This window comes from Streptomyces sp. NPDC001889 (genome assembly GCF_053594535.1).
The window spans coordinates 222,041-239,317 of record NZ_JBSFER010000003.1 but is presented as its reverse complement, the minus strand read 5'-3'; the positions used below and the strand labels follow the sequence as shown (position 1 = coordinate 239,317).

Annotated in this window: 15 protein-coding genes; 8 read left to right on the top strand and 7 right to left on the bottom strand. The window is 72.9% G+C overall.

Features of this window, described 5'->3' with window-relative positions; translation table 11 throughout:
• Window positions 1–16: 16 nt before the first annotated feature.
• Window positions 17–1,528 (top strand): hypothetical protein, encoded by a 1,512-nt coding sequence (locus ACWCRA_RS04575; protein WP_351547126.1) that lies wholly within the window; start codon window positions 17–19, stop codon window positions 1,526–1,528.
• A gap of 162 nt (window positions 1,529–1,690) precedes the next feature.
• Here the strand turns inward: ACWCRA_RS04575 and ACWCRA_RS04570 are convergent, their stop codons facing one another.
• Window positions 1,691–2,953: a L,D-transpeptidase gene (locus tag ACWCRA_RS04570; protein WP_351546865.1), complete on the bottom strand. Its 1,263-nt coding sequence runs from the start codon at window positions 2,951–2,953 to the stop codon at window positions 1,691–1,693.
• A gap of 264 nt (window positions 2,954–3,217) precedes the next feature.
• Between ACWCRA_RS04570 and ACWCRA_RS04565 the strand changes: the two genes are divergently transcribed.
• The gene (locus tag ACWCRA_RS04565; protein WP_351546862.1) at window positions 3,218–3,502 is read left to right on the top strand and encodes a hypothetical protein; all 285 of its coding nucleotides are present in this window, start codon (window positions 3,218–3,220) and stop codon (window positions 3,500–3,502) included.
• Between the two features lie 131 nt (window positions 3,503–3,633).
• Here ACWCRA_RS04565 and hutH read toward each other — a convergent pair whose 3' ends face one another.
• From hutH to ACWCRA_RS04540, 5 genes are all read right to left on the bottom strand, one after another.
• Window positions 3,634–5,178: a histidine ammonia-lyase gene (hutH, locus tag ACWCRA_RS04560; protein WP_451066879.1), complete on the bottom strand. Its 1,545-nt coding sequence runs from the start codon at window positions 5,176–5,178 to the stop codon at window positions 3,634–3,636.
• A gap of 151 nt (window positions 5,179–5,329) precedes the next feature.
• Window positions 5,330–6,547 carry a diguanylate cyclase domain-containing protein gene (locus ACWCRA_RS04555; RefSeq protein WP_451066839.1) on the bottom strand — a complete coding sequence of 406 codons (1,218 nt, stop codon included), beginning with the start codon at window positions 6,545–6,547 and terminating at the stop codon, window positions 5,330–5,332.
• 661 nt (window positions 6,548–7,208) lie between these two features.
• Window positions 7,209–8,072, bottom strand: a complete 864-nt coding sequence (locus tag ACWCRA_RS04550) for an enoyl-CoA hydratase/isomerase family protein (protein WP_451066838.1) — start codon at window positions 8,070–8,072, stop codon at window positions 7,209–7,211.
• Window positions 8,073–8,132: 60 nt separating this feature from the next.
• On the bottom strand, window positions 8,133–9,224 hold the full coding sequence (locus ACWCRA_RS04545) for an adenylate/guanylate cyclase domain-containing protein (protein ID WP_451066878.1): 1,092 nt from the start codon (window positions 9,222–9,224) through the stop codon (window positions 8,133–8,135).
• Window positions 9,225–9,520: 296 nt separating this feature from the next.
• Window positions 9,521–10,375, bottom strand: coding sequence for a biotin--[acetyl-CoA-carboxylase] ligase (locus tag ACWCRA_RS04540; protein ID WP_351558748.1), 855 nt, complete (start codon window positions 10,373–10,375; stop codon window positions 9,521–9,523).
• A 253-nt stretch (window positions 10,376–10,628) separates the two neighbouring features.
• Between ACWCRA_RS04540 and ACWCRA_RS04535 the strand changes: the two genes are divergently transcribed.
• From ACWCRA_RS04535 to ACWCRA_RS04520, 4 genes are all read left to right on the top strand, one after another.
• Window positions 10,629–12,212 carry an acyl-CoA carboxylase subunit beta gene (locus ACWCRA_RS04535; protein WP_351558746.1) on the top strand — a complete coding sequence of 528 codons (1,584 nt, stop codon included), beginning with the start codon at window positions 10,629–10,631 and terminating at the stop codon, window positions 12,210–12,212.
• A 47-nt stretch (window positions 12,213–12,259) separates the two neighbouring features.
• A complete protein-coding gene (locus tag ACWCRA_RS04530; RefSeq protein ID WP_451066837.1) occupies window positions 12,260–12,472 on the top strand; it encodes an acyl-CoA carboxylase epsilon subunit in 213 nt (70 codons plus the stop codon).
• Between the two features lie 301 nt (window positions 12,473–12,773).
• Window positions 12,774–12,902 (top strand): morphogenic membrane protein MmpB, encoded by a 129-nt coding sequence (mmpB, locus tag ACWCRA_RS04525; protein WP_351558743.1) that lies wholly within the window; start codon window positions 12,774–12,776, stop codon window positions 12,900–12,902.
• Between the two features lie 12 nt (window positions 12,903–12,914).
• Complete coding sequence (locus tag ACWCRA_RS04520; protein WP_351558742.1) at window positions 12,915–13,529, top strand: Maf family protein; 615 nt, start codon at window positions 12,915–12,917, stop codon at window positions 13,527–13,529.
• A 50-nt stretch (window positions 13,530–13,579) separates the two neighbouring features.
• Here ACWCRA_RS04520 and ACWCRA_RS04515 read toward each other — a convergent pair whose 3' ends face one another.
• Entirely contained in the window at window positions 13,580–14,041 is a 462-nt protein-coding gene (locus ACWCRA_RS04515; RefSeq protein WP_351558740.1) for a hypothetical protein, read from the bottom strand.
• Between the two features lie 420 nt (window positions 14,042–14,461).
• On the opposite strand from ACWCRA_RS04515, the gene ACWCRA_RS04510 reads away from it, so the two are divergent.
• Together ACWCRA_RS04510 and ACWCRA_RS04505 are read left to right on the top strand one after the other, a co-directional pair.
• Window positions 14,462–16,216 carry an acetyl/propionyl/methylcrotonyl-CoA carboxylase subunit alpha gene (locus tag ACWCRA_RS04510; RefSeq protein ID WP_351558738.1) on the top strand — a complete coding sequence of 585 codons (1,755 nt, stop codon included), beginning with the start codon at window positions 14,462–14,464 and terminating at the stop codon, window positions 16,214–16,216.
• Between the two features lie 196 nt (window positions 16,217–16,412).
• The gene (locus tag ACWCRA_RS04505; protein ID WP_351558736.1) at window positions 16,413–17,006 is read left to right on the top strand and encodes a TetR/AcrR family transcriptional regulator; all 594 of its coding nucleotides are present in this window, start codon (window positions 16,413–16,415) and stop codon (window positions 17,004–17,006) included.
• Window positions 17,007–17,277 lie beyond the last annotated feature (271 nt).

Here is a 17,277-nt window from a genome sequence, read left to right as displayed (position 1 = left end):
GATCGTGACGGCCGCCATGGTGCCGCTGTACGCCGGGTGGGCGTGGTGGCTGGCCACCGGCGGCGGGGATCTGGCGGCGCAGTTCGCGTGGACCGCGTTCATGGAGTCGCATCCGGGCTCGGCGTACAACCTGTCCTGGTACGGCGGGATGCACACGGTCAGCTACAGCGTGCTGGCGCCGCCGCTGATGGCCGCCGTCGGTGTGAAGACCGTGTCGGTGGGCGCGGGCCTGCTGGGCACCTGGGCGCTGGCGTGTCTGGTGGTGCGCTGCGGGCTGCGGAGGCCGCTGTGGCCGGCGCTGCTGGGAGCGCTGGCGGTCTGGTGCAATGTCGCCTCCGGGCGGACGACGTTCACGCTGGGTCTGGCGATCGGTCTGGTGGCGCTGGTGTACGCGCGCCGGCCCGCGGTCTCGGCGGCGGGCGCCGCGCTGGCGACGCTGGCGAGCCCGGTGGCGGGCCTCTTCCTGGTGGTCGTGGGCGCCGCGCGGCTGCTCCAGCGGCAGTGGGTCGTGGCGGCGGCGCTGCTGGTCCCGCCCGCGCTGGTGGTGGGCGCGACGACGGTGCTCTTCCCCTTCGACGGGGAGATGCCGATGCCGTCGGGGAAGCTGTGGATGCCGCTGCTCGCGTCCGCCGCCGTGGTGCTCGCCGTACCGGCCGAGTGGCGGACGGTGCGGTACGGGGCGGGGGTGTACGGGCTGGGGGTGGTCCTCACCTTTCTGATACCCACCCCGATCGGTACGAATGTGGAGCGGCTGGTGGGGCTCGCGGGGCCGCCGGTGCTGCTGGCGGCTCTGCTGGCGGCGGGCGGGGCGCGGGCGCTGCTGCGGCCGTGGCTCGCGCGGGCGGTGCTGGCGGCAGTGCTGGCGGTGAACACCTTCTGGGTCGTGGACAAGACCGAGGACGACCTCGGGGTCTCCACCCATGTCCCGTCGTGGGCCCGTCAGACGGACGGGGTGGTGCGGGAGCTGAAGCGCCTCGGCGCGGACCGCACCCGGGTGGAGGTGGTCCCGGCCCGCAACCACCGGGAGGCCACGCTGATGGCACCGCATGTGCCGCTGGCGCGCGGCTGGAACCGGCAGTTGGACAAGGAGCGCGGGCGGCTGTTCTACGACGGTTCGCTGAGCGAGCGCACGTACCGGCAGTGGCTGGACCGCTGGGCGGTGGGTTTCGTGGTGCTGCCGCACGGCCGGATCGACGGCCCGGCGAAGGGCGAGGCGGAGATCGTCCGGAGCGGGCCGGAGTGGCTGGAGCCGGTGTGGGGGGACTCCGGCTGGACGGTCTACCGGGTGCGGGACGCGGTGCCGCTGGTGTCGTCGCCGGGGACGGTCGTCGGCGGCGACCCGGGTGAGCTGGTGGTACGGATGCCGGCGGCCGGGTCGGTGACGGTGCGGGTGGCGTACTCGCCGTGGCTGCGGGCCGAGGGGGCGTGTCTGCGCCAGGAGGGCGAGATGACACGGCTGACGGTGGAGCGCGCCGGGGAGTACCGGATCGGCTCGCCGTACCGGCTGCCGGGCTCCGACGGCTGCTGAGCGGCCCCGGCGGGAGCGCGGGAGCGGAAGCAGCGGCGGGAGCGGCGGCAGGCGGCGGCACGGGCGGCGCACGAAGACGGCGAACGAAGACGGCGAACGAAGACGGCGAACGAAGACGGCGCCCCTCCGGGGAGGGGCGCCGTCTTCGTCGGTGGGTGGGGATCAGGCCTGCGAGCCCGCCTTCCACTTCGCCCAGTCCATGTTCCAGCCGTTGAGGCCGTTGTCCGGGGCGATCGTCTTGTCCTTGGAGTTCTTCACGATGACGACGTCACCGATCAGGGAGTTGTTGTAGAACCAGGCGCCGGGCTTGTTGGGGTTGTTGGCGCCCTGCTGGTCGTCGAGACCGACACAGCCGTGGCTGGTGTTGGCCTTGCCGAAGACCCCGTTGCCCCAGTAGCTGCCGTGGATGAAGGTGCCCGAGGTGGAGAGCCGCATCGCGTGCGGGACATCCTTGATGTCGTACTCGCCCTTGCCGTCGGAGTCCGTGAAGCCCACGGTCGCGCCGTTCATCCGGGTCTCCTTGAACTTCTCGGAGATCACCATCTGACCGTTGTACGTGGGGGTGGCGGGGGCGCCGGCCGAGATCGGGATGGTGCGGATCGTCTTGCCGTCCTGCTGGACCTTCATGGTCTTGGAGGCGGCGTCGACGATGGAGACCTGGTTGCGGCCGATCTTGAAGGTGACCTTCTTCTGCTGGACACCGACGACGCCGGGCGAGGCCTCGACCCCGTCCAGGGCGAGGTCCAGCGTGACGGTGGAGCCTTCCTTCCAGTACTGGTCCGGGCGGAAGTCCAGCCGCTGCGAGTTGAACCAGTGGCCCACGATCTCCTGGCCGCCGGTCGAGGAGACCTTGATCCCGGCCTGGACGGCCTTGCGGTCGGTGATCGGCTTGTTGAAGTTGATCGAGACCGGCATGCCGACGCCGACGGTGGAGCCGTCCTCGGGCGTGAAGTTGCCGATGAAGCTGTTGGTGGGCGAGACCGTGGTGAAGGAGGAGTTCTCGTGGGCGGTCAGACCGGCCGCGTCCTTCGCGCTGACGGAGAGCTTGTAGCTGGTGGAGCGCTCCAGCTGGGCGTCCGGCTTCCAGCTCTTGCCGTCGGCGGCGAGGGTGCCCTTGACGCTCGTCCCCTTGGCGTCGGTGAGCTTGACCTCGGTGAGTGTGCCCTCGCTGACGGTCACCTTGGCGGCGTTGTTGATGCTGGCGTTGGTGACGCCGTTCTTGGGCGTGACGGCTATTCGGGCCTTCGAGACCTTCTCCGCCGCCGCCTCGTCGATCTGCGCCTGGGTCTTCTTCGAGCTCTGGGAATCCCCGCCCTTGTCACCCTCGTCACTGCAGGCCGACAGCACCAGCACACCGCTGAGCACCGCGGACGCGGCCATGAGGCCCTTGCGCCGCTTGCTGTCCGTCATCACACGCTTCTCCATCGTCGCCGATTTCCCCTGGACCGAACACTCAGTTGAACACCCATATCGGGCTTCCCGGTTCCTTCTCCCGCAAGGATGTGGGCAACGCCACTCGCTGGATGTCCGCACCGGGGCAACCGTCGTGCGCCATCATCTTCCCGGAGGAGCCCCCGGAGCCGTGGGCGGGGGGCCCGCCGGCGCCCCCGGTTTCCCTTTGACGTGCTCTTTTCACTAGCATCTTGCGTATCCGGTCAACTCAAGGACGCCTCAAGGGAGATCGTGTCCGTGTCCGTCGCACGCCGACCGCTTCTGACCGCCATCGCCGCCGGCACCCTGCTCTGCGCACTGTGGTTCGTTCCGTCAGCGAACGCCTCCGCCGAACAGGGCCCCGCGCAGGGACGGCAGAGCGGTTCCGCCGCTTCCCCCGCCCAAGAACTCCGGCTCGCCGAGACAGGCAGCTTCGACACCACTCCGTATCTGATCGGTGGCACCGCGTTCCTCGGTGTCGGCGTCGGGTTCGTGACCTATGCGGTGCGCCGTCGCGACGGCGCGCCGGTGCGCGAGATGTGAGAGAGGACGAAGGGCCGGTCCGGGGTGGGTGCGGACCGGCCCTTCGCCCTCTCCTCGCGCTCTTCCCGCCTGCGGTACGGGGCGGTTCGGGTACGGAGCCGGTTCGGTACGGGGCGGTTCGGTACGGGCGGTCAGCCGAGGGGGCCGGTGACCGGCTCCACCGCCGCGACGAGCCCGCCCGCCCGGACGAACGCGTCGGCGGCCTCCAGATCGGGGGCGAGGAACCGGTCCGGCCCCGGGCCCTGGACACCGGCCGCGCGCAGGGCCGCGATCGCGGCCCGTGAGGCGGGCGCCGGGGTCAGTCCCGGCCGCAGTTCGATCGCGCGGGTGGCGGCGTACAGCTCGACGGCGATGATCCGGCCGAGGGCGGCGACGGAGGTCCGCAGCTTGCGGGCGGCCGACCAGCCCATCGACACATGGTCCTCCTGCATCGCCGACGAGGGGATGGAGTCGGCGGAGGCGGGCACGGCGAGCCGTTTCATCTCGCCGACCAGGGCGGCCTGGGTGTACTGGGCGATCATCAGACCGGAGTCGACCCCGGGGTCGTCGGCGAGGAAGGGCGGCAGGCCGTGGCTGCGGTTCTTGTCGAGCAGCCGGTCGGTGCGGCGCTCGGTGATGGAGCCGAGGTCGGCGGCGGCGATGGCGAGGAAGTCGAGGACATAGGCGACCGGCGCGCCGTGGAAGTTGCCGTTGGAGGCCACCCGGCCCTCGTCGGGGAGGACGACGGGGTTGTCGACGGCGGCGGCCAGCTCACGCCCGGCGACCAGCCGGGCGTGGTCGAGGGTGTCCCGTCCGGCCCCGGCGACCTGGGGGGCGCAGCGCACCGAGTACGCGTCCTGGACGCGGGGCGCCTCGTCCTGCTGGAAGTGGCCGGTGAGCCCGGAGCCCCGGAGGACGGCCCTCATATTGGCGGCGGAGACGCTCTGGCCGGGGTGCGGGCGGATGGCGTGCAGCTCGGGGGCGAGGACCTTCTCGGTGCCGAGGAGCGCCTCCAGCGAGAGGGCGGCGGTGATGTCGGCGGAGGTGTACAGCAGCCGGAGGTCGGCGATGGCCATGATCAGCATGCCGAGCATGCCGTCGGTGCCGTTGAGGAGGGCCAGGCCCTCCTTCTCGCGCAGCTCGACGGGGGTGATGCCGTGCGCGGCGAGCAGCTCGCCCGCGGGGCGGACGCTCCCGTCGGGGCCCTCGGCGTCGCCCTCGCCCAGGAGCGCCAGGGCGCAGTGCGAGAGCGGCGCGAGGTCGCCGGAGCAGCCGAGGGAGCCGTACTCGTGCACGAGCGGGGTGATACCGGCGTTGAGCAGGTCCGCCATGGTCTGCGCGACCTCGGGGCGCACCCCGGTGTGCCCGGAGCAGAGGGTCTTGAGCCGGAGGAACATCAGCGCGCGGACGACCTCCCGCTCGACGCGCGGGCCCATGCCCGCCGCGTGCGAGCGGACGATGTTGCGCTGGAGCCGGCCGCGCAGACCGTGGTCGATGTGCCGGGTGGCGAGGGCGCCGAAGCCGGTGGAGACGCCGTAGACGGGCTCGGGGCTCGCGGCGAGCGCCTCCACGACGGAGCGGGCCGCGGCGAGGGCGGTGCGGGCCTCGGGGGAGATCTCGACGCGGGTGTCCCGGCGGGCCACCGCGATGACGTCATCGGCGGTGGTACCGGATGTCCCCACCACGACGGTATGCATATCCATATTCAGCAGCGTACGGATTGAATTGGCTCATGTCATCAGCCGGGATGGAGCGGGAGGCTTGGGGAGTTTCCTTCGGATCGGGCCGGATCGGTGAGCGGGGTCCGGTGCCGGGCTCGCGAGCCCGGCACGATCCGAAAGAGACGGCCTAGGGCTCGCTCCATGGCTCCGGCTCGCCGGGGGCGTCCTCCGCCGGGACGCCGCGGAAGGCGCGGCGCTCCTGCCAGGGGTGGCGGGGCGGGGTGTCCGCGAGCCGCAGTACGGTGCCGTCGCGGCCCGCGACCACGGGCTGCGGGGAGCGGGCGGCCTTGGCGCGGTACTGGGCGGCGTCCGCCAGGCGGAAGAGCCTGCGGGCGGTGCGGACCTGGCCGATCGGGTCACCGGTGGAGGCGACTCCGCAGGCCACACCGTCGCCGAGTTCCAACGCCGCCGCCCGGAGGCAGAGTTCACCGGCGACCCGGACGACCTCGTCGGCCGGGGGGCCGACGGAGAGCAGACAGAACTCGTCCCCGCCGAGCCGGGCGGCGAGCGCGCCGGGCAGCATCGCCCCGCAGAGCGAGAGCACCGAGCCGAACCGTTCGAGGAGCCGGTCGCCGACGGCGTGCCCATGGGTGTCATTGACCTGTTTGAGGCCGTTGAGGTCGCAGACCACCAGGCTGACGACGGAGCCGTCGGCGCGGTGCCGTTCCAGCGCCTCGTCGAGCCGCATGTCGACGGCGCGGCGGTTGGCGAGACCGGTGAGGGGGTCGGTGAAGGCGAGCCTGCGGACCTCTTCGAGGCGCTCGGTCTGGGCGATGCCGGAGGCGATGACCGAGGCGAGGACGGTGGCGAAGTCGGCGTCCTCGCGGTCGAAGAGGGGGGCGCCGAGCGGGCGGGCGACGTACAGCTCGCCCCAGGCGCGCCCGTGCAGCACGATCGGCGCCACGACGCAGCAGCCCCGGCCGCGCCGGCGCAGCGCGGCCACCCGGCCGTCCCCGGGGGACGAGGGGTGCCGGTAGCCGCGCCCGGTGGGGGCCGCCGGGGCGGGGGCGGGGCGGAGGGGGCCGTCGGCGGACTCGACCCAGGCGTCCGGTTCGCCACCGCCGGCCCACTGCTCGTGCAGGAACTCGGTGATCTCGGGGAAGCGGTTGACGGGGTAGGTCTCCGACTCGGGGAACTCGTCCTCGCCGGGGGCCCGTTCGCCGGCGTTGACCAGCACCTTGAGGCGGCCCAGCTCGCGCTCCCACGCCGAGAGCGCGGCGAAGGACCCGGCGAGTGCCGAGCACGCCCCCAGGGCGGCGGCCCGCCAGAAGTCGCGCGCGGTGTGCGCCGCCGCCATCGCCTGGGCCAGTGCCACCACGGCCCGCAGCCGCCGATCCTCAGCCATCCCCCCAGCTTAGGGACGTTTGCCCGCTTTTGATCCCTTGACATGGACCATACCCGCGCGGGGGGCTGTGCCACGGGCCGGTCCCCGATCCCCCCGGGAGCCGCGTCGAACGGCCCGAGATCGCTGGGGCCACCTGTGGCACAGGGTCCGTCCTCAATCGCCGGACGGGCTGGGTTCACCCGGGCCACCCGTCGCGCGAGGGCCGTCCTCAAGCGCCGGACGGGCTGGGTTCGCCCGGGTCACCCGCGGCACAGGGGCCGTCCTCAAATGCCGGACAGACCGGACCATTCAGCCCCTCCGGCGATTGAGGAGCGGGGGTTCGGGGGCTGGCCCCCGACCACGACCCGCAGCATGCGGGCACCTGTGGACCAGCGTCCGTCCTCAATCGCCGGACGGGCTGAAACTCCTCGGGTCACCTGTGGACCAGCGTCCGTCCTCAAGCGCCGGACCGGCTGAAATTGCTCGGGTCACCCGCAGTACAGGCTCCGTCCTCAAACGCCGGACCGGCTGAAACTGCTCGGGGCACCCGCGGCACAGGGGGGCCGTCCTCAAACGGCGGACGGGCCGGAGATGCCCGGGGCGCAGGGGGCGGCACCGGGCGGCGGGGTGCGAGAGGCGAGTGTTCGGGGTCGGGGTGGACCGAGGCCGCGGGCCGCGGGGGTCATTCGCCCGGCCAGCGCGGGCTGCGCTTCTCGTTGAAAGCCGCCACCCCCTCCCCCCGGTCCCCCGAGAACGCCACCGCCCGCCACGCCGCATCCTCCACCTCCAGCCCCGCCCGCAGATCCACCCCCTGCCCCAGCCGCAGCGCCCTCTTCGCGGCACGCAACCCCACCGGCGAGTTCGCGGCGATCCGGGCCGCCAGCGCCAGCGCCTCCGTACGGGCGTCGCCCTCGGCGAGCAGGTCGACCAGCCCCAACTCCCGCGCCTCCGGCGCCTCCACCCGGCGGGCCGTGAAGATCAGCTCCGCCGCCCTGGCCGCGCCCACCCGGCGCGGCAGCAGCTGGGTGCCGCCACCCCCGGGGATGACCCCCACGGAGACCTCCGGCAGCCCCACCACGGTGCTCGCGTCACCGACGATCACATCGCAGGCGAGCGCCAGCTCGTACCCCCCGCCCAGCGCGAAGCCGTGCACCGCCGCGACGGCCGGCATCGGCAGATCGAGGACCCCGGTGTACGCGGCACGGGCGGTGGGCCGCTGGCGCACCAGCTCGGCGTCGGTGAGGGAGTTGCGCTCCTTGAGGTCCGCCCCGACGCAGAAGGCGCGGTCGTGCGTGGAGGTGAGCACCACCACCCGTACCCCCGGGTCGTCCGCGAGCGCCGCGCACGCGTCGGCGAGGGAGCGGGCCATGGCGGAGGAGACGGCGTTCATGGCGCGCGGCCGGTCGAGCACCAGCTCGGCGACATGGTCGCGGACGCGGACGAGGACGTACTCCCCGAACCGCTGCCCGGCCTCCGCCCCGGCCTCCGGCCCTGCGCCCGGCTCGTACCGCTGCTCGTACCGCTGCTCGTCATCGGAATCGGACATCAGGGCACCCTCCCGGTTAACGACGGTTCACCGGATCATAGGGGCACCCCCACGGGCGCGTCAGGGTCTGCGGGAGAGCAGCCAGGGCTCCACGACCCCGAGCCCGCGCACCGGCCGCTGCCACATCGGCTGGAGCGCGAAGCGGTACGAGGGCGCCTGCCCGCCCTCCTTCTCCGCCGCTGCCGCCTCCTCGGCGGCCAGCGCCTCCGACGCGGGCGCGTCCCCCGTGCGGATCAGCCCCTCGGCGAACGCCCCGTCCACCAGGACGGCGTCCTTCGGCGCTATCGACGTGAGCCGGCTCGCCAGGTTCACCGTGGTGCCGAAGACATCGCCCATCCGCGTCGTGACCGTGCCGAAGGCGATCCCGACCCGCAGGGCGGGCATCGTCTCGTCCTGGGTCATGGCGTCTATCAGCCGGAGCGCGATCTCGGCGGCGGTGCCCGCGTCGTCCGCCGCGTACAGCACCTCGTCCCCGAGGGTCTTGATCAGCCGGCCGCCGTGGGCCGCGACCAGATCAGCCGATGTGGTCTCGAAGGCCTCGACCAGCTCGCCCAGCTCCTCCTCCTCCAGACGGCGGGTCAGCCGGGTGAAGCCGACCAGGTCGGCGAAGCCCACCGCGAGCCGGCGGTCGACCATCTCCTCGTCGTCCGCCGCCTGCACCACCCGGCCGGTCGCCGCCGCGAGCTGCCGGCGCCAGACGTAGCGCAGAAACTCCTCCAGCTCCGGCAGCAGCAGTTCGATCAGCGGATAGGTGACCTCGGTACGGGTCATCCCGGGCTCGGGCGGCTCGGTCAGCCCCTCCAGGAAGGAGTCGATCTGCCACTCCGCCAGCCGGGCGGTGGTCTGCCCGGTCGAGCGCGCCACCTGGATCGCCATGGGCTCGCTGAGCAGCCCCGCCTCCACCAGACCGGCGAGCCGCCGCAGGGCCAGCACATCGGCCTCGGTGAGCGCCTTCGCCTGGCCGATGTCGGCGAAACCCATCGCCCGCCAGAAACGGGAGGCCAGCTCCATGGAGACACCGGCGGTGCGGGCCGCCTGGAAGGGGGTGTAGCGGCGGTCCGCGCCGAGGATCAGCGCTTCGAGCCGGATGGCGAGCGGGTCGTCGGTGGGCTCGGCGGTGTGGTCGACCGCGTGGTGCGGCGTCGGATGCACCGACGAGCCGGACGCGCCGGAGGACCCGGACGGGCCCCCGGGGGCGCCGCCCGCGGCCCCGGGGTCCGGGGCGGCGCGGCGGGACGGGCCCGGCGGCGGAACGGACCCATCGGACGCGCTCGCGCCGGATGTGGTGTCGTCGCCGGTCACCAGCCGCCTCCTGCCCGTTCCCTGCGCACTGTTCTGCCGTTCTCGATCTGTCGCTCGATCGCCTCAACGATACGGCAGGTGTGCCCTGGCTCACGTCCCCGTGGCCGTTCGGGTTCATCCGGCGGGCCGCACGGCGGGCCCGGGGCTCAGCCGGCCGGCCGCAGATGGACGATGTCGCCCGCGCCGACCGCCTCCCGCTCCCCGTTCTCCAAGGTCAGCACCAGTCTCCCGGCCCCGTCCAGCGCCACCGCCTCCCCGGTCAGCGAACGGTCCCCCGGCAGCTGCGCCCGTACCGTGCGGCCCAGGGTCGCGCACCCCGCCGCGTAGGCGGGCTGGATCTCCGAGAGCGCCGGGTCGCCGCCGGCCGCGCGCCACTTCCCGTACCACTGCTCCAGGGAGCGCAGCACGGCCCGCAGCAGCGGGTCGCGGTCGGTGGAGACGGCGTTCGCGAGGGCGAGCGAGCCCGCCGTGGGGACGGGCAGCTCATCGGAGCGGAGGGTGACATTGACGCCGATGCCGATCACCACGGCGTCGTCACCGGCCCGCTCGGCGAGGATGCCGCCGGCCTTGCGCTCCTGGCCGTCGACCTTCACCAGCAGGTCATTGGGCCATTTGAGGGAGGTGTCCACGCCGGCGGCCCGGCTCAGCCCGGTCGCGGTGGCGACCCCGGCGAGCAGCGGCAGCCAGCCCCACTGCTCGACGGGCACGCCGGGGCCCGGCCGCAGCACCACGGAGAGGAAGATCCCCGAGCGCGGCGGCGCGGACCAGGTCCGGTCGAGCCGGCCCCGGCCGGCGGTCTGCTCCTCGGCGACGAGCACCGCGCCCTCGGTGAGCGGGGTGCGGCGCACCAGGTCGGAGTTGGTGGAACCGGTCGTGGGCACGACATCGAAGGAGGTCCACAGCCCGGCGGGGCGGAGCAGGGCGCGGCGCAGCGCGGCGGTGTTCAGCGGCGGGCGGTCCAGGTCGGACCAGCGGCCGGGGGGCGCATTCTCTGGCGTCATGCAAGCCAGGTTAGGTGTGGTAAACGCCGCACTGCCGAACCGTATCCACGCCGATACGCTACGACTCGGTAGCTCAGCGGACGACAGCATTCAGCCGAGTCGCCGTACCGCTCAGCAGCCCCAGCAGCCCCAGCAGCCCCGCAGCCCCAGCGTTACGCGAACACCACCCACCAAGGCAGCAGCACGCCACCGAGCCAGCCGCACAGCCGCTCAGCCGCACCGACGGCTGACCAGCCAGGGGAGCCGCATCCCGATGTCCGAGCCGGAACAGACCGACCTCCACACCACCGCAGGAAAGATCGCGGACCTTCGGCGCCGCGTCGACGAGGCCACCCACGCCGGCTCCGCCCGGGCGGTGGAGAAGCAGCACGCCAAGGGCAAACTGACGGCCCGTGAGCGAGTGGATCTGCTGCTGGACGAGGACTCCTTCGTCGAGCTGGACGAACTGGCCCGGCACCGCTCCACCAATTTCGGCCTGGAGCGCACCCGCCCGTACGGGGACGGGGTGGTCACCGGCTACGGCACGGTCGACGGGCGCCCGGTCGCCGTCTTCTCGCAGGACTTCACGGTCTTCGGCGGGGCGCTCGGCGAGGTCTTCGGACAGAAGATCATCAAGGTGATGGACTTCGCCCTGAAGACGGGGTGCCCGGTCATCGGCATCAACGACTCCGGGGGCGCCCGCATCCAGGAGGGGGTGAGCGCGCTCGGGATGTACGGGGAGATCTTCCGCCGCAACACCCACGCCTCCGGGGTCATCCCGCAGATCTCGCTGGTGGTGGGCCCGTGCGCGGGCGGCGCCGTCTACTCCCCGGCGATCACCGACTTCACGGTGATGGTGGACCAGACCTCGCACATGTTCATCACGGGACCGGATGTCATCAAGACGGTCACCGGCGAGGACGTGGGCTTCGAGGCGCTCGGCGGCGCCCGCACCCACAACACGACCTCGGGCGTGGCGCACCACATGGCGGGGGAGGAGAAGGACGCCATCGAGTACGTCAAGTCCCTGCTCTCCTATCTCCCGTCGAACAATCTCTCCGAGCCGCCCGCCTTCCCCGAGGAGGCCGACCTCGCGCCCTCGGCCGAGGATCTGGAGCTGGACTCCCTGATCCCGGACAGCGCGAACCAGCCGTACAACATGCACACGGTCATCGAGCATGTGCTGGACGAGGGCGAGTTCCTGGAGACGCAGGCGCTGTTCGCGCCGAACATCGTCACCGGCTTCGGGCGGGTGGAGGGGTTCCCGGTCGGGATCGTGGCCAATCAGCCGATGCAGTTCGCGGGCTGTCTGGACATCAACGCCTCCGAGAAGGCGGCCCGGTTCGTCCGCACCTGCGACGCCTTCAACGTCCCGGTGCTGACCTTCGTCGACGTCCCCGGGTTCCTTCCCGGGGTGGACCAGGAGTACGGCGGGATCATCCGCAGGGGCGCCAAGCTGATCTACGCCTACGCCGAGGCGACCGTGCCGCTGATCACGGTCATCACCCGCAAGGCGTTCGGCGGCGCGTACGACGTGATGGGCTCCAAGCACCTGGGGGCCGATCTCAATCTCGCCTGGCCCACCGCGCAGATCGCGGTGATGGGTGCCCAGGGCGCGGTGAGCATTCTGCACCGCCGGACGATCGCCGCCGCCGACGACCCGGAGGCGGTGCGGGCCGAGCTGATCCAGTCGTACGAGGACACTCTGCTCAACCCGTACACGGCGGCCGAGCGCGGCTATGTCGACGCGGTGATCCTGCCGTCGGACACCCGGGCGCAGATCGTGCGGGGCCTGCGGCAGCTGCGGAACAAGCGGGAGAGCCTGCCGCCGAAGAAGCACGGGAACATTCCCCTGTAGGCCGGTGCTTCCCCCACCGTGGTGACCCTCACCGGAAAGGCAGCTCGATGATCAAGGTCGTACGGGGCAATCCCACCCCGGAGGAGTTGGCCGCCGCCCTCGCGGTGGTCCGGGCGCGGGCCGCTGCCTCGGCGGTGGCCGGGGCGGCGGAGGGCGCCGCGCCGCCGCCCCAGCAGTGGTCGGACCCGGCGATGGTCGCCCGTGGCCGGCACCCGCTGCCGGGCCCCCGGGCCTGGGCCCGCACCTACTGGCCGGTGTAGCGGGCCGCTCCAGCACCGCTCCGAGGCCCCACCGGGTGTGCCCGGGCCCTGCCGGGGATCGGCCGGGGGTACGCCGGAGCCGCGCCGGGCCGCTCCGGAGCGCTGCGAAAGCCCCGCCCGAGCCCGGCCCAAGAGGGGCCCGGGCCCCGCCGGACCCCCTGGCGGGGCGCGCTCCCCGACGGCGCGCTCGCGGGCTCTATCACGCGATTCGAACAGCCTTCGGTATGTGCTCCGGACCACCCGGCCGGTTGAGTACCCGTACTCAGGCGCGGCCCCGGCGGCCGGGCGCACCATCGGAGACATGCTGTGGTCGGACCCCGAGAACGAGCCCCCGAAGGAACTGCGGGAGACCCAGGCGATGATGCGCCGGGCGGGCCTGCTGCTCGCGCTGGCCATGGTCCTTGGGATGTTTGTCATCGGTCTGCGCTGAGCGCCGCCTACCATGGCGTGCATGACCGCCCGAACCCCGCGACTGGTACTCGCCTCCGCCTCCCCCGCCCGTCTGCGTCTGCTGCGTGAGGCGGGGTTCGCGCCCGAGGTGATCGTGAGCGGTGTCGACGAGGACGCCCTGAGCGCCCCGACACCCGCCGAGCTGGCCCTGGTCCTCGCGGAGGCCAAGGCCGCCGTGGTGGCCGCCCGGCCGGACGCCGCCGGCGCGCTGGTCATCGGCTGCGACTCGGTGCTGGAACTGGACGGCGAGGCGCTGGGCAAGCCCGCCGACGCCGAGGAGGCCACCGCCCGCTGGAAGGCGATGCGCGGGCGCTCGGGGGTGCTCCAGACCGGGCACTGTGTCACCGACACCACCACCGGGCGGATCGCCTCGGCGACCGCGTCGACGACGGTCCGCTTCGGCGAGCCGACGGACGCGGAGATCGCCGCCTATGTCGCCAGCGGGGAACCGCTGCACGTGGCGGGCGCGTTCACCCTGGACGGCCGCTCGGCGCCGTTCATCGACGGGATCGACGGCGACCACGGCAATGTCATCGGACTGTCGCTGCCGCTGCTGCGGGTGCTCCTGGCGGAGCTGGGCCACTCGGTCACCGATCTGTGGGCCTAGGGAGTTTCTTTCGGATCGGGCCGGATCGGTGAGCGGGGCCCGGGCTCCGCTCAGGGAGCGGCGGGCCGGGGCGGGGCCGGTTCGGGCACGGCGGCGGGCGCCCGGTCCGCTCCGGCGCGGAACTGCTTCCCGTAGGCGACCAGGACGGCCACCACCCCACCCATCCCCACCATCAGCACCGCGAAGGCAGACCACCCCACCAGCCCCACCGTCACCGCGCCCAGCACGGCGTGCACCACGGCGGCGGCGATCAGCAGCACCCGGCCGGCGCGGCCGGGCGCCCGGTCCCGTACCCCCGCGAGCAGGGAGACCAGCGCGCACCCGGCCAGGAAGACCCCGGCCGCGCCGCCCGCCACCCAGGTCCCGGCGGCCGTCGCGGCCGGGTCCAGCCCGTCCAGTGACATGCTCTGGCCGTCCACGAACGTCGCGAGGACCCCGTGGATCACCACCAGTCCGACGGCCTCCACCAGCAGGACCAGCGCGGCCACGACCGCGATCGGTCTGCGTATCACAACGCCCCCCAACCCGTTGGTCACCGTGAGTGCCCAACGACGACAGCGCGCACGCTACTAACGGGTAAACCCGGCCACAAGGGCCCCGGCACACACCTGTCAAGCTTCCGCCACCGCAGTCACCGCAACGGGCCCCACAGCGGGCCCCGTGGCTGACACCGCCGCAAAGAATCACTCGCCCGTTCGTAGGGACCCCACAAAGAAACACGTCCGGCGGCTGGGCTCCCGAACAGAGACCTGCGCCACACAACACGGCTACGCTGCATGACGGAAGCCCGTCGTACCGTGGTGCGACAAGGGATTTCGCGACTTGCGCGAGCCTCGAATCACGCTCCGTGTGGGCAAGCTCACCAATGGGGACGGGTCGAAAGGCCGTGTCGGTAGTCCCTAAACTCAGCTTGTTTCAAGGAGGGAGCCATCGTGCGCAAGGTGCTCATCGCCAACCGTGGCGAAATCGCTGTCCGCGTTGCCCGTGCCTGCCGGGATGCCGGAATCGCGAGCGTAGCCGTCTACGCCGATCCGGACCGGGACGCGCTGCACGTCCGCGCGGCGGACGAGGCGTTCGCCCTGGGCGGTGACACACCGGCCGCCAGCTATCTCGACATGGGCAAGGTCCTCCAGGCAGCCAAGGACTCCGGGGCGGACGCGATCCACCCCGGTTACGGCTTCCTCTCCGAGAACGCCGAGTTCGCCCAGGCCGTCATCGACGCCGGGCTGACCTGGATCGGACCGCCGCCGTCCGCGATCCGCGACCTGGGCGACAAGGTCGCCGCCCGCCATATCGCCCAGCGCGCCGGCGCCCCGCTGGTGGCCGGCACCCCCGACCCGGTCTCCGGCGCCGACGAGGTCGTCGCCTTCGCCGAGGAGCACGGTCTGCCGATCGCGATCAAGGCCGCCTTCGGCGGCGGCGGGCGCGGTCTGAAGGTCGCGCGCACCCTGGAGGAGGTCCCGGAGCTGTACGACTCCGCCGTCCGCGAGGCCGTCGCGGCCTTCGGCCGGGGCGAGTGCTTCGTCGAGCGCTATCTCGACCGGCCCCGCCACGTCGAGACCCAGTGCCTGGCCGACCAGCACGGCAATGTCGTCGTCGTCTCCACCCGCGACTGCTCCCTCCAGCGCCGCCACCAGAAGCTGGTCGAGGAGGCGCCCGCGCCCTTCCTCTCCGACGAGCAGAACGCGGAGCTGTACGCCGCCTCCAAGGCCATCCTCAAGGAGGCGGGCTACGCCGGCGCCGGCACTGTCGAGTTCCTCGTCGGCACCGACGGCACCATCTCCTTCCTGGAGGTCAACACCCGCCTCCAGGTGGAGCACCCGGTGACCGAGGAGGTCACCGGCATCGACCTGGTCCGCGAGATGTTCCGGATCGCCGACGGCGAGGAGCTGGGGTACGGCGACCCGGCCGTGCGCGGTCACTCCTTCGAGTTCCGGATCAACGGCGAGGACCCCGGCCGGGGCTTCCTGCCCGCCCCCGGCACCGTCACCCTCTTCGCCCCGCCGACCGGCCCCGGTGTCCGCCTGGACGCGGGGGTGGAGTCCGGCAGCGTCATCGGCCCCGCGTGGGACTCGCTGCTCGCCAAGCTCGTCGTCACCGGCGCCACCCGCGAGCAGGCGCTCCAGCGCGCCTCCCGCGCGCTGGCCGAGTTCCAGGTCGAGGGCATGGCCACCGCCATCCCCTTCCACCGCGCCGTGGTGGTCGACCCGGCCTTCACCGCCGACCCGTTCCGTGTCCACACCCGGTGGATCGAGACCGAGTTCGTCAACGAGATCCCGGCCTTCACCGCCCCGGCGGAGGCCGACGCCGAGGACGAGCCCGGCCGCGAGACCGTGGTGGTGGAGGTGGGCGGCAAGCGCCTGGAGGTCTCCCTGCCGTCCTCCCTCGGCATGACCCTGGCCCGCACCGGTCTGGCCGCGGGCGCCAAGCCCAAGCGCCGCGCCGCGAAGAAGTCCGCGTCCGCCGCGTCCGGCGACACCCTCGCCTCCCCCATGCAGGGGACGATCGTCAAGATCGCCGTCGAGGAGGGCCAGCAGGTCCAGGAGGGCGATCTGATCGTCGTCCTGGAGGCCATGAAGATGGAGCAGCCCCTCAACGCCCACCGCGCGGGCACCGTCAAGGGCCTCAGCGCCCAGGTCGGCGCCTCCGTCTCCTCCGGCGCGGCCATCTGCGAGATCAAGGACTGAGCCCCGGCCCCTTCTCTGTCGGCCCTCGTCGGAAGGGGCCCGCGCGACCGGTGTTCGACTCCGGGCGGCGGGCCCCTTCCGCCGTGGCGGCGGGGCGGCGGCCGGGGCGGTGGCATCCTGTCACTCCGGCCGGGTGACGGCCGGCGCGCGCCCGGGAGAACCGGACGGACCGGACGGACCCAGGGAGGACCGCACGATGGCGACCAGTACGGTGGGCTCGGCCCGCCCCATGCGGGCCGATGCCCGCCGCAACTACGAACGGCTGCTCACCGAGGCCCGTGCGGTCTTCGCCGAGCACGGCACGGACGCCTCCCTGGAGGAGATCGCCCGCCGCTCGGGCGTCGGCATCGGCACGCTGTACCGGCACTTCCCGAACCGCCAGGCCATGATGAACGCCGTGTTCGGGGAGGCCGTGGACGCGCTCCTCGAACGGTCGCACCAGCTGGAGCACGCGGCGCGGCCCTGTACGGCGCTGATCGAGTGGCTGCGCGCGCTCATCGCCCACACCAGTGAGTACCGGGGGCTCTCCGGGGCGCTGATGTCGGCGGCGCAGGACGAGAGTTCGGCGCTGGCACAGTGCTGTGTGCCGCTGCGCGAGGCCGGGGACCGGCTGCTGCGGCGGGCCCGGGAGGCGGGGTCGGTGCGGGGCGATGTCTCGGTGGACGATCTGATGCAGCTCACCAAGGCCATCGCCCTGGCCGGCGAGCAGTCCCCGGACGACCCCGCGCTGCCGGACCGACTGCTGAATCTGACACTGCGGGGGCTGCGCCCGGACGGTACGGGGATCTGACGGGGCGCGCGGGCTGCTCATCTGGGCAGCCTGAACCGGGTTCTCGGGACAGCGAGTCCCAGGGCGCCTTCCGGCAGCGGATACGGATCGACCGACGCGGGCGGGTCGACGCGGCGACGCGGGGTGCAAGGCCGGGCGCGCGGGCCGCTCGTCCAGGCACCCTGAACCGGACTCTCGGCAGTACGGATCGACCGACGCGGCGGGTCGACGCGGGCGCGGGCGCGCGGGCCGCTCGTCCGGACAACCTGAACCCGGCTCTCGGGACAGCGAG